Source organism: Nostoc sp. (assembly GCF_036917675.1).
Classification (GTDB): Bacteria; Cyanobacteriota; Cyanobacteriia; order Cyanobacteriales; family Nostocaceae; genus Nostoc.
The window spans coordinates 242,786-254,791 of the sequence record NZ_JBALCT010000014.1; the positions used below are offsets into that span (position 1 = coordinate 242,786).

Sequence of the window (12,006 nt, forward strand, 5' to 3'; positions counted from 1 at the left end):
GTATTTAGACCAGAAAATAACAGTAATAAATGTAGATTTAATAACCTACAACTTCGTAGGGTGCGTTTACACCATTGCTGCTGCTTTCGCTGCGTTACGCTGTCGCTAACGCACCCTACGAAAGGCTACTAAGTCGAAACTTTAACTGCATCTGATGAAGAACGTAACTCTGCTCTGGGATAAGTATCATCCCAATATTGGGTGCAGAGGTCTGGTCGTTCGGGGGGGTTTGCGGTGTAACAAAAGAATAGCGCTGAACGTTCTTCTGTGCGGACTGTGCCGTGATGCAAAGCATTTTTCGTATCTACAATAATAACTGTACCTGCTGGGCCTGGGCAGGATTTCCAAGCTGATTTGGGGATGACTGGTTTTACTTCTTCATCATCGATACCCATATAGCCTGACTTCCAAAGTTTGTAGTAAAGTCGAAAATAATTCATACTAAATAAGGAAGTTAAAGAGCGAGGAATGTATTCAAAAGGCCCAGTTTTTTCATCTACATCATTCAAGTAAATAAAGATTTTGATAATGCGACGGTCTTCTGCATCACTATGCCATAGCAGCGTCCCAAACTGATGTTTATTTTTTAAATCTTTGCGTAAATGTACACCATGAAAAGCAATGGGAAGACCAATATAATTTTCGATAATATTGAGTAGCCTTTTCTCGATCCCCCAGGCATAAAATTCTGGTAAACCTGTAACTGTGTAAATTTGTGGCAACTTTTGCTCTATATGGTCGTTGTTTAGATTTTCCATATGAGACAATTGATGGTAAGCAGCTTTGAGCAGTTCCGAGCTAGAGTGTAACCCTAAATCTGCCAGTGTTGTGACGCAAACGCCATCTTTTTTGAGAGCATTAAGGATGTTGCGATCGCGTCCTTCCAATACTGGCAGATTTCTGCTATGCTTCCAACGGGCAACGTAGTATTCCAAGTCAGAAGACAGTGTAGATATTTTGCGTTTAATTGCGCTAAACATGGCGTAAATACCTTCTATTTTTAATGTATATTTGTCAGTAATTTAGTAGCTTATGACTTATAGTTCCGCACTTCTTGAGTAGGTATTTCACTTGATTCTGCTAACCCGAACTCTTTAGAAACCATCACATCAAAAGCACACAAGCTGACTAAAGCTAAAAATGGAACTACTGTTTTAATGGCGGACATAGGCCATCTTCTTAAAGCACCCAAGAAAACTTTCAAGTTGACTTCTTTGCCATTCTGCAAAAGCATCCGCCTGCAAAACTGCTTAGAATATCCATTCTCTTCCAATTTCAAAATCACTTCGGGTATGTGTTTGTATTGCATTAACAGTGCAGATTTTGGCTCTTTCTGCCAATAACTCACTCCAACAACACATTCCAAATAAGTTTCTTTAGTAACAATTACACTGCCATTAGCAGCACAATATCCGGCTAAATATGCTAAAGATATCCAGTTATTTTCAGCATCTTGCCAACTTTCTAGAGCGCGTTTTACTAAGTCAGTACGGTAAACTGTAGCAGTCAGAAAAATGACTGCACCGACACTTTTTGAGAAACAATGTTCAAATATGGCTTTACCATCAGCATTACCATCTTCACTATCAACGTCAAACCAGCGATTACCAACAATTGTTGGTGGATGAACTGGTTCTCCAGTAATTTGGTTTCGACCAGAAAAGTTGAGGAACAATAATGATAAATCTTCATGTTGTCTGAGTTTGCTAATCACATAAGCAATAGCTCTCTCTTGAATTGGGTCATCATCACCAATTGTCCAAACATATTTTGTTGTTGTAGAATTTAGGCAATACATAATATTTTTTACTACGCCTAAATTCTGAGAATTTTTATTTGAATTAAATCTAATACTGCTAAGTGTTACTTGCCATTTCTTGATAACCTCCTGAGTATTATCTGTTGAACAATTATCAGAAATTAAAATTTCACAGTCATCTTCAAAACCTTTACTAGCTTGAGCTAGCCATGCTAATTGTTTATCAAGTAACTCAGCACGATTGAATGTAGGAATGGCAATGGTAAGCAATTTATTCATATTGAATTCAAAGAGTCGGCAGTAATAACAGCTTAGTAATTAATCAGCTGCTTTTTAGTCTAATTATTTGTGGTTTGATAGCAATGTTTTCAAAACAGATACGCTTTTTAATTACTTTCATGACTTACACAAAAGGCAGTGAAAGCCTTGATTTACCGTAGAGGCAATTCATGTAGACGCAAAGCGGCTTTCCGCAGGGTATTGCCCCTACATTTCGTACTTGATGCGTAAGTCCTAAATTTTTAAAAGCCGCCTATTATTTGGACAGTTAAATAATTGTAATAAAAGGCGCTTTTATCGCTTCTGTTTAGTAATTACGACGCTATTAAAAGCTTATCCGGAACAGAACATGGATAAATTTTTACTTCAGGAATTGGCACTACAAACTGTCCACCCCATTCGCCAATAAATGCCATTTGTTCCATAATTTCTTCTTTGAGATTCCAAGGTAAAATTAGGAGATAATCTGGTTTAGTTTCGCGGATTTTATTTGGTTCAAAGATGGGAATATGAGTTCCAGGTAAAAATAAACCCTGCTTGTAAGGATTACAATCTACTGTATAATCAATAAAATCTTTACCAATCCCACAGTAATTGAGCAATGTATTACCTTTGGCTGGTGCGCCATAACCAGCAATTGATTTACCTTCTGCTTTAGCCGTCAAGAAAAAATTTAATAGCTTGTGTTTAGTTTGTTTGACTTCTTCGGCAAATGTAATGTAAGTCTCTATCCGATGCAGCCCAGCAGTAATTTCTTTTGCTTTCAAATGGCTAACTCGTTCGCTGATGCTGGGATTATCAGCGTAGTCATGTTTGGCATAAATTCTTAGTGAACCACCATGAGTTGGTAATTCCTCCACATCAAAAAGTTGCAAATTGTGTGTTGCAAAAATTTTTTCAATAGTCAGGAATGAGAAGTAAGAAAAATGCTCATGATAAATCGTATCAAACTGATTTTCTTGAATGAGTTGTAAAATGTGGGGAAACTCCATCGTCAAAATGCCATTGGGTTTGAGGATAAGTTTCATCCCAGCAATGAAATCGTTTAGATCCGGTACATGAGCTAAAACATTATTACCTATCAAAAGGTCAGCTAATTTTCCTTGGATTACGAGTTCTTTGGCAGTTTCAACTCCAAAAAACTTGTTGATACTAGGAATGCCTCTGGATTCAGCAACCTTGGCGATATTTGCGGCTGGTTCTATTCCTAAAACTGGGATTTGCTTTTCTAAAAAATATTGCAGTAGGTAGCCGTCATTGCTGGCAATTTCAATAACTTGATTATGATGATTAAAACCAAACTTTTCTACCATCATATCGGTATAACCCTTAGCATGTTTTAGCCAACTTACCGAGTAGGAAGAGAAATAAGCATAATCGCTAAAAATGTGATCAGGGGTTTCAAACTGTTCTAATTGAACTAAGAGAGTCTCTTCAGAAACATAAGCATGGAGAGGATAAAATTTTTCGGCATTATTTAGCTGTTCTGCTGTCAGATAAGCATTCGCTAAAGGTGACATTCCTAGATCAATAAAGGTTTGATGCAGAGGTTGACCACTGAAACGACATTTTGCGATCGCCATAAATTTCAACTCACTGATTGCAAATAATTTGATAAATGAAATAAGTCCGAATAAATATTATTAATTTCGGAAATATTGATGTTATTAGTGTGTAAATTGTGATTTAATCAGCTGGTAATTTGCACTTTATTGCTAAAGTATAAATTACGAATAATACCTTTGATTAAATTATTTTTTACACACTAATAGACCACTCTAGCTACTTTTTATTCCAGAAGAAATCTTTGTCAATTTGCTCTGTACGAATTAGATACTCTAACTGCTTTAAACGAGTAAATCCTCTAAATAAGAACGTATCTTCAGCCATATGTATTTGACTGAATAAATCAAATAGCTGCTGGGCACCAAGTCGGGCATTCCAATCACACTTAAATCCGGGTAGGATTGTGTTGATTTTCTCGAAGGATACCCGATAGCTGCGGTTATCTGAGCCGTTGTCACCAAAAGACAATTTACAATCTGGGAAAATATCAGCAATAATTTCGGCGATTTCTTTAACGCGGTAGTTGTTTGTTGTATCTCCCACGTTGAAGATTTGGTTATGTACAATGTCCCGTGGTGCTTCCAAAGCGCAGACTATTGCTTTGCAAATATCCAGTGCGTGGACTAATGGCCGCCAAGGTGTACCATCACTGGTCATTTTGATTTGTTTGCTAGTCCATGCCAACCCTGCTAAGTTGTTTAAAACAATATCAAAGCGCATTCTGGGAGAAGCACCAAAGGCTGTGGCATTCCGCATGAAGGTGGGAGAGAAGTCATCGTCAGCGAGTGGTCTGACATCTCTTTCTACGAGAGTTTTGCATTCTGCGTAGGCTGTTTGGGGATTAATCGAGGATTCTTCTGTGACATCACCTGCGGTAGCAACACCATAGACACTGCACGAAGACATATATACGAAGCGACGCACACCCATAGCCTTAGCCAGACTAGCCAGACGAACTGAACCTACATGATTAATTTCGTAGGTAATTTTGGGTGCCAATTGTCCGGCGGGGTCGTTCGAGAGTTCCGCCATGTGAACTATTGCTTCGATACCTTCCAAATCATCAGGGGTGATGTTGCGGATATCTTTGTTGAGGGTTTTAGGTGTCACCCCATTAGCGTTGTATAGCCAACCAACTTTATAGAAACCGGTATCTAAACCAATAACTTCATGTCCCCGTTCAATTAATAGAGAAGGTAATAATGAACCAAGATAGCCTTCTGTGCCAGTTACTAATATTTTCATTGTGGTTAATACCTTTGTATTGATGAGTTAAATTCTTCGTTTAGTAAGGGCGCACAGCTTGCGCCAAAGAGCGTGTTGCATCCAAAAGGGAACCGCTATAGTGGAATGGCACTAAGTTAAGATACAGCCCTTGCCCTGACTGGTTAAGAGCCTCAAGGCTGGGAATCCATCCTGGGAGGCGGAGCCTCCTCTTTCTTGACCAGAGGCAGCAGCCCTCTCGGAATTCGTTACCAGTCTTCAGACTGGGAACGAGGCGACACAAGCCTTTGGGTTTTTCTTAGTGCCATTCGGCTTTGAATCTTGCTCCCCAACGCTAGCAGGGTTGGGGCTAGAGGTTAGGTCTTTATTTGAATCAACTGAGAAGTGCTATATATGAGGCTAACTGTTATTAGGTAGTTACTAAAACCTTTTGCAGGCTTACTCATTGGGTAGCAGCACTCTATAGGGATTCTTAATTGATGCACTACACTTTTTTCTTGTGCGATGGGCAATCTTTGTATTTCTGGGCGAGCAAGATGCTCACCCCACAATATTCATCCCTTAATTCAGCAGCACCGGAAGTAACTATGATATCTATGCAGTTACTACATTATCTAAACGCGAGAGTTGGGGAATTTGTGTGACTAGCGCTTTGCCGATTTCTAGAGAAGATGTGGCAGCAGGAGAAGGAGCATTGCAAACATGAATGGAATTTTGACCGGAAACAATCAAAAAGTCGTCTACAAGCTTGCCATCGTTCATTAAGGCTTGAGCGCGAACTCCTGCATGGGTGGGAACTAAGTCTTCTGCTTGGACTTCGGGAATTAGTTTTTGCAAACTTCTGGTGAAGGCCGCTTTACTAAAGGAACGAATGATTTCTTGGATGCCTTCATCAGCGTGTTTTGCTGCCAATTTCCAGAAACCAGGATAGGTGATGACTTCAAGAAAATCCCGCAGGTCAAAGTCGGTTTTTTTGTAACCTTCGCGTTTGAGCGACAGAACCGCGTTTGGGCCTGCATGGACGCTACCATCAATCATCCGAGTAAAGTGGACACCCAGGAAGGGAAAATCTGGATTGGGAACTGGGTAAATTAGTGTCTTGACCAAATAACGTTTTTCTGGGGTTAGTTCGTAGTATTCTCCCCGGAATGGGACGATTTTTGCTTGTGGTTCAACTTTACCCAATTTTGCGGTGCGATCGCTATGCAATCCCGTACAATTAATTACAAAGCGCGTTTCAAAGTTACCCTTGTTTGTTTCCAGTACCTGATTTTTCCCACTTGGGGAGATTTTCAGAACTTTTGTATTCAGGTGTAAATCTCCACCCTGTTGTTGAATTAACTGGGCGTATTTCAAACAAACTTGCTTGTAATTAACAATACCAGTTGAGAATACCCGAAGTCCACCTACACATTTTACGTGAGGTTCTATTTCCTTGACTTCTTCCGGGCTGATTCTCTGGACTTCTATGCCATTGTCTAAGCCACGTTTGTAGAGATTTTCTAAGCGTGGTAGCTCTTGTTCTTCAGTTGCAACAATTACTTTACCACAAACTTCATGCTCAATTCCATGCTCTTGACAAAACTCTACCATAGAGCGAGAACCATCACGACAAAATTTTGCTTTGAAACTCCCTGGCTTGTAGTAAATACCAGAATGAATCACCCCGCTATTATTGCCGGTTTGGTGAAATGCCCATTGGCTCTCTTTTTCTAGTACTAAAATCCGGGCATTTGGATAGCGTTTTCCTAAAGCCAACCCTGTAGAGAGTCCAACTATTCCCCCACCAATAATTGCAAAATCATACATTAGTATTATCACACTTAAAATTACAGTAAATCTAGGAAGTGGGGAGTGAGGAGTTAAATCGAATTAATAACTAATAACTCCTGTACAGACGCGAATAATCGCGTCTCTCCAAACTCCAGACGCGATTATTCGCGTCTCTACAAACTCCTAACTCCTCTCTTACCAAACTTTCCAAGGAGCTTGATTGGTGTTCCATAGCCCCTCTAGATAGTTTTTATCGCGTAAAGTATCCATCGGTTGCCAAAAACCATCATGTTTGAAAGCAGATAGCTGTTCCATATCGGCTAGCTTTTCTAATGGCTCTTGCTCCCACACCGTAGAGTCATCAGCAATCAAATTGATTACTTCTGGTTCTAACACAAAATAACCGCCATTAATCCAAGCTCCATCACCTTCAGGTTTTTCTCGAAAGCTGGTGATTTTAGTTTGCTCATATCCTAAAGAAATGGCTCCAAAACGTCCGGCTGGTTGAACGGCTGTGAGTGTTCCTAAGGTATTTTGTTGTTTATGAAACCTAACTAGCTCGGTGATATTAATATCACTTACACCATCACCATAGGTGAAGCAAAAAGTTTCATTACCAACATGTTCGCTGATTCGCTTTAAGCGTCCGCCCGTCATTGTATTATCACCCGTATTTACTAAGGTGACACGCCAGGGTTCAGCATAACCAGAATGCACGTTCATCTGGTTAAATCGCATGTCAAAGGTAACATCTGACATATGTAAGAAATAGTTAGCAAAATACTCTTTAATTATGTAACCTTTGTAACCACAACAAATGATGAAATCATTTATGCCGTGAGCAGAGTAAGTTTTCATTATGTGCCAGAGAATTGGCTTACCACCAATCTCAACCATCGGCTTCGGTCTGATACTAGTTTCTTCACTGAGGCGTGTACCAAGCCCTCCAGCCAAAATCACCGCTTTCATGCAATTACCTCGGAGATTTGTAGGGATATTGTTATTTGACTTTATCGAGATGAAGAGGATGCACTTAGATAGAGAAAAATTGATTTCTGATTTCTTTATTCTCAGTCAATAATTTAACTTTAATTTTCGGCAAAATTATGAAGTAAATATAAATTAAAATCTTTTCTATATAAAAGCTCTATGAATATTTATAAATACGGAAAAAAATTACTCAATTAAATAAAAATGTCACCCATAAAATAACTAGGGTTAGCTGGCGCTAACCCTAGTCAGGTTTGATTTTTTAAATCAAAACTAATAATATTTCAGTAACAAAACTTACTTATTTTTAGTTAGTTTTTTCCACATTACTTGAGGTTTGGAATAAAGGATCACATTTGTTTTCTACGACTACACACATGTTGCTGAGTGCTTGCTGATAATTATCCATATCATCTTGCTCAAGGAAGATTTTGGTAGATGCCTGTATATCTTCGATAGCTTTCGCCTGGTTTTTGTTAGATTGACTACCGCCATATTGTGCCAGTTCATAGCGAACCATACCTCGTTTGAGATATGCTTTTGCTAGTTTGGGGCTAATAGTTAATGCTTGGTTAAAGTCAGCGATCGCTAGATTATATTCTTGCTCATAATTGCTACTATATTGAGCAATTTGATAATAGACAGCACCCCTCTGAAAGTAAGCTTCGGCTTTGGATACATTAAGTTTTATTGCCTCAGAAAAATCTGCGATCGCTCTTTTGTAAGCTTGTTGAGATTCACCGCTATATTTAGCCATTTGGGCGCGGACAATCCCCCGTCTAAGATAAGCTTCAATTTCATTACTATCCAGACCGATAGCCCGATTATAGTCAGCGATCGCTAGGTTATACTCTTGATCAGGATCGTTGCTATATTCAGCGAGCATATAGCGGGCATTGCCCCGATTTACCAGAGCTTTGGTTTGATTGGGGTTGATTGTCAGAGCTTGGCTATAATCTGCAACTGCTCCTTCGTAGTCTTTCAGGTTATAACGAGCATTGCCGCGATTTACAACCGCTATGGCATGTGTAGGTTGTTGTTTAATTGCTTCAGTAAAGTTGGCAATTGCTTTTTCATAGTCTCGCTCTTTGTAAGCAGCGTCACCCTGCTGATAATAATCAGTGAAGCTGAGGATGTTATTTGTCTGGCGAGACTTCAATGTTTGTTGGGTGTAAGCATTTTGGGAAATGAACGGCTGAGTAAATTTAATCATTACGTCCGCATATCCTAATAAACCAAAACCCAAAACGCATAAAATAATCGGGTGCAATCTTGACTTATTGAAAGCTTTATAAGGTGAACGGTTTTGGGTAATTACTGGTTGCCAATAATTAGCTAGGTGCGGTGACATGGCTCGCTGTGGAAAACGCGGTGTCTGGGTGTAGTGCTTTTTCGCTTTGATTCGCGGTTGTAGATGTTCTTTAGCTTCTATAGCCCGATGTGATGGGAAGGGGTCGCGTCCGCCTAATCGCACGGTACGTTCACACCACGGGCAGCTACGCATGTGGTTGTTGTAGCGATGCTGGGGATTTGTCGTGCAGGTAATCAGGGAATCTTCGGCTTCAGCTATTGCTGAGAGCCAATTCTGGGCACTGGGACGCAGCAGTGGGTTGTTGTGACCCGCTTCAAAACAACGGACAAATAGTTCCTGTAAGCTGGGATGGAGAATTTCCCAAGGCGGTGCAATGGGTGTAGGTAGGTAGGGTACGTGCCGCTTTTCGCTGTAAGTGAAATGACCTGATGCAATGCGGGCTTCGTAGGGCGGTGGCTCAATAGCACCTTGAAAAATACCCGAAAATGGGTGGGTGCCTTCCATTAAGAGTTGAAATACTAGCACCCCTAACCCAAATAAATCGTGGGAGATTTCGCGATCGTGCTGGGCAAAAGTTTTATTCTGGAGTTCTGGTGGGGTAAACTCTGGTTTACCTACTGGGCAGCGATAAACAACATTATTGTTTCGGTCGGGTACTTGGAAAGAGTCTGTGTCTATCAAAGTCACCAGTGCAGTGTCACTGACGAGAATATTTGACTCGTTGACATCACCAATGCAATATCCACTAGCGTGCAAAGCTGCAAAAGCTGCCGCCAGGTTCCGAGCCGTGCGGAGCAGGTACTGATAGTTGAATAGGGGGCAGTGTTGGCGACGAGTTCTGGGGTTGTAAAAGTCGATAATTGGACGCATCCCCTGAATATGTGGCATCAAAAAGCCAAGGATGCTATTTTTGCCATCTGCCGCCCGTAATAAATCCTCTGGCCAAGCGATAGAGATATGCCCCAAACTCGCCGTCGGGTTTTCTGGCGGGTTGGCAAGCATCGCCTGGAGTTTATCAGCGTGGGCAGTCGTTGGCTTGTGGTAAATCTTCGCCACCAAGTTGCTATCGGATGGCACTGCATAAACACAAGCTTCACCGCCACGCCCCAAACTGACATTGAGGCTGAGAATTTCTTTTCTAGGGGAACAACGTAGTACCTGCATAATGAAATTACCGCTAACGGGAGTTATTGTAAGATGTGAAACCTGTAGATGTATTGCTTATGAGTCGTTGAATGCAGCTATAATCAGTGTCAAATCATCATCAGTGCGTTGTGTAATCCGCTCTGAGCGTAAAAATTTTATCAACTGCTCCTTGGCTTCGGTCTTATCCTTGGTATTGGCTACAAATTCAAACAGGGGAAAAAAGAACGGTTTGTGAGGTTCGCCAACAACCATATTCAAAGCCAGCATTTGTAGTCCGTCGGTTGTAATACCAACATTTACGATGTCTGTGCGCCATAATCTCATCTGCACTGCATTTAAGGCAGTAGGCGAAGTCAAAAAAGTGGTTTCGTTAATGTATTCGCCGCTATCAGGTATAGTCAGTGCCAGGAGGTTGCCCATGCTATCTTTTGCCACTGCCAAACCATCACCTATCTGTGCCACAGCGACAACTTCTGGTGTGGCGACCATCATAATTAAGGTAGTTGCTAAATCTTGAGGCTGTTTGTCACAACTAGCCGCCTCAGCCTCCACAGCTTTTTTAGCCGCTAGTATGGCATGATTTAAGAGCGATCGCACCAAGGCATCATCATCCAACATTTTTGGCGTCAGCCCAATGGTTGAAATGTTTTCTATTGCTGTCTCCACAGCAATCATCGCTCCCACTTTCCCAAGACTTGCAGAACCCGCACCATCTGCTGCCGCGGCCACCAAAATATTATCTGACAATATCTGCCAGTGATGAGCATCCTGACATAACTGCTTGTTTTTTAAGTGACTTGTACCACATACAGACGCAGCCACAATCCGCCATTGAGTAATCTGTTTTGATATGTTCATAGATTTTTTGCCAGCAGCTAGCTGTGTAAACATCAAGCTGCGATTTTTAACGGGTCGCGGAAGTCCCCATCTTCAAGGTATTCCTAAGATGGGGATTGTGAGCGGGTGATGAGGATTGCATCTGGAATTGATTTAATACGATTGTAAAAACCAATTCCAGATGTATGACGAATCACCTTTTCTGGTAGACTAAGTATTATCTTGACCATCAATGCCATAAGCGAAAACCATTAGCTTTCAGGTATATGTTACAAGAAGAAGATTTGGGTCTTGGGAACCAAGACTCCTGCCCTTGGAGGGAATGTAAGACCAATAGAACTACGAAGTTCTGGAGGCTATTCCTGATGAATTGGGAAGTCCCGTCCGTCTTACGGCGGGGCAGTTCACTTAAACAGTCCCCCAACCAATCGGCGGTAGTGCTACCTGTTCGTCCACCTGCGAATGAGAAACAGCTGACATACTAGTTGATAGCCAAACAAACATTTCGATAAAATTTAATCCTTTCAGCTTCAGGGGGGTACGCACAGTTATTTGATTTAAACGCGTCATATTCGCATTTTCTACACCTACTGTAAAAAATGCTACGCGCTTATTGGCTTCGTCCCCCTGTAAGCGCTGGGATGCTTGCTCTACCACATGCTCTAACTCGCCTTGGGGTTCTCCATCGGTAATCATGAATACCCAAGGACGATAGTAAGCAATCCCATTGGCACGATACTGAGATTTCCGCTCTTGAATTATGTCTAAAGCTTTATGAATTCCTGCACCCATCGTAGTCAAACCCTGTGCTGTCAAAATAGGTGGATTAAATTGATCGGCAGTCACAAAATCTTGTATGACATTGATATTACTATCAAAAGTGACGATCGCCACTTCTACCCGTCTGGCAGCTAAGGAATTTTTGACTAATTCATCCTTTAAACTCAGTAAACCCTGATTTAAAGCCTCAATCGGATCTCCTTGCATCGAGCCAGATGTGTCTAGTAACAGCACACAAGGACAACGTGGTTCTGGGTTCTCAGCAAATTCTACTACTTCATCAAGTCTTAATGTATCATGCATAACTTTTTGTGTTATGTTAAAGTTCAAAGCTTTATTT

The 12,006-nt window shown here is 41.0% G+C and carries 10 protein-coding genes; all 10 read right to left on the reverse strand.

Annotation, left to right across the window (positions count from 1 at the left end):
* Positions 1-128: 128 nt before the first annotated feature.
* The 10 genes from V7K31_RS04945 to V7K31_RS04990 all read right to left on the reverse strand — a co-directional run bounded on the left by V7K31_RS04945 (position 129) and on the right by V7K31_RS04990 (position 11,969).
* Positions 129-980: a phytanoyl-CoA dioxygenase gene (locus V7K31_RS04945; RefSeq protein ID WP_335092926.1), complete on the reverse strand. Its 852-nt coding sequence runs from the start codon at positions 978-980 to the stop codon at positions 129-131.
* A 50-nt stretch (positions 981-1,030) separates the two neighbouring features.
* Positions 1,031-2,038 carry a glycosyltransferase family 2 protein gene (locus V7K31_RS04950; protein WP_335092927.1) on the reverse strand — a complete coding sequence of 336 codons (1,008 nt, stop codon included), beginning with the start codon at positions 2,036-2,038 and terminating at the stop codon, positions 1,031-1,033.
* 314 nt (positions 2,039-2,352) lie between these two features.
* Positions 2,353-3,621 carry a class I SAM-dependent methyltransferase gene (locus tag V7K31_RS04955; protein ID WP_335092928.1) on the reverse strand — a complete coding sequence of 423 codons (1,269 nt, stop codon included), beginning with the start codon at positions 3,619-3,621 and terminating at the stop codon, positions 2,353-2,355.
* A 199-nt stretch (positions 3,622-3,820) separates the two neighbouring features.
* Positions 3,821-4,849: an NAD-dependent epimerase/dehydratase family protein gene (locus V7K31_RS04960; RefSeq protein ID WP_335092929.1), complete on the reverse strand. Its 1,029-nt coding sequence runs from the start codon at positions 4,847-4,849 to the stop codon at positions 3,821-3,823.
* Between the two features lie 573 nt (positions 4,850-5,422).
* A complete protein-coding gene (lhgO, locus tag V7K31_RS04965) occupies positions 5,423-6,637 on the reverse strand; it encodes an L-2-hydroxyglutarate oxidase (protein WP_335092930.1) in 1,215 nt (404 codons plus the stop codon).
* 159 nt (positions 6,638-6,796) lie between these two features.
* On the reverse strand, positions 6,797-7,570 hold the full coding sequence (gene rfbF, locus V7K31_RS04970) for a glucose-1-phosphate cytidylyltransferase (protein WP_334824195.1): 774 nt from the start codon (positions 7,568-7,570) through the stop codon (positions 6,797-6,799).
* A 328-nt stretch (positions 7,571-7,898) separates the two neighbouring features.
* Positions 7,899-10,067, reverse strand: coding sequence for a tetratricopeptide repeat protein (locus tag V7K31_RS04975; protein WP_335092931.1), 2,169 nt, complete (start codon positions 10,065-10,067; stop codon positions 7,899-7,901).
* Positions 10,068-10,124: 57 nt separating this feature from the next.
* A complete protein-coding gene (locus V7K31_RS04980; protein ID WP_335092932.1) occupies positions 10,125-10,907 on the reverse strand; it encodes a PP2C family serine/threonine-protein phosphatase in 783 nt (260 codons plus the stop codon).
* Between the two features lie 83 nt (positions 10,908-10,990).
* Complete coding sequence (locus V7K31_RS04985) at positions 10,991-11,125, reverse strand: hypothetical protein (RefSeq protein WP_335092933.1); 135 nt, start codon at positions 11,123-11,125, stop codon at positions 10,991-10,993.
* 169 nt (positions 11,126-11,294) lie between these two features.
* Positions 11,295-11,969 (reverse strand): vWA domain-containing protein, encoded by a 675-nt coding sequence (locus tag V7K31_RS04990; RefSeq protein ID WP_300415531.1) that lies wholly within the window; start codon positions 11,967-11,969, stop codon positions 11,295-11,297.
* Positions 11,970-12,006 lie beyond the last annotated feature (37 nt).

What these genes read in the sequence shown, in the direction of transcription:
- V7K31_RS04945 (WP_335092926.1), bottom strand. Translation starts at nt 980, where the DNA reads ATGTTTAGCGCAATTAAACGCAAAATATCTACACTGTCTTCTGACTTG.
- V7K31_RS04950 (WP_335092927.1), bottom strand. Translation starts at nt 2,038, where the DNA reads ATGAATAAATTGCTTACCATTGCCATTCCTACATTCAATCGTGCTGAG.
- V7K31_RS04955 (WP_335092928.1), bottom strand. Translation starts at nt 3,621, where the DNA reads ATGGCGATCGCAAAATGTCGTTTCAGTGGTCAACCTCTGCATCAAACC.
- V7K31_RS04960 (WP_335092929.1), bottom strand. Translation starts at nt 4,849, where the DNA reads ATGAAAATATTAGTAACTGGCACAGAAGGCTATCTTGGTTCATTATTA.
- lhgO (WP_335092930.1), bottom strand. Translation starts at nt 6,637, where the DNA reads ATGTATGATTTTGCAATTATTGGTGGGGGAATAGTTGGACTCTCTACA.
- rfbF (WP_334824195.1), bottom strand. Translation starts at nt 7,570, where the DNA reads ATGAAAGCGGTGATTTTGGCTGGAGGGCTTGGTACACGCCTCAGTGAA.
- V7K31_RS04975 (WP_335092931.1), bottom strand. Translation starts at nt 10,067, where the DNA reads ATGCAGGTACTACGTTGTTCCCCTAGAAAAGAAATTCTCAGCCTCAAT.
- V7K31_RS04980 (WP_335092932.1), bottom strand. Translation starts at nt 10,907, where the DNA reads ATGAACATATCAAAACAGATTACTCAATGGCGGATTGTGGCTGCGTCT.
- V7K31_RS04985 (WP_335092933.1), bottom strand. Translation starts at nt 11,125, where the DNA reads ATGGCATTGATGGTCAAGATAATACTTAGTCTACCAGAAAAGGTGATT.
- V7K31_RS04990 (WP_300415531.1), bottom strand. Translation starts at nt 11,969, where the DNA reads ATGCATGATACATTAAGACTTGATGAAGTAGTAGAATTTGCTGAGAAC.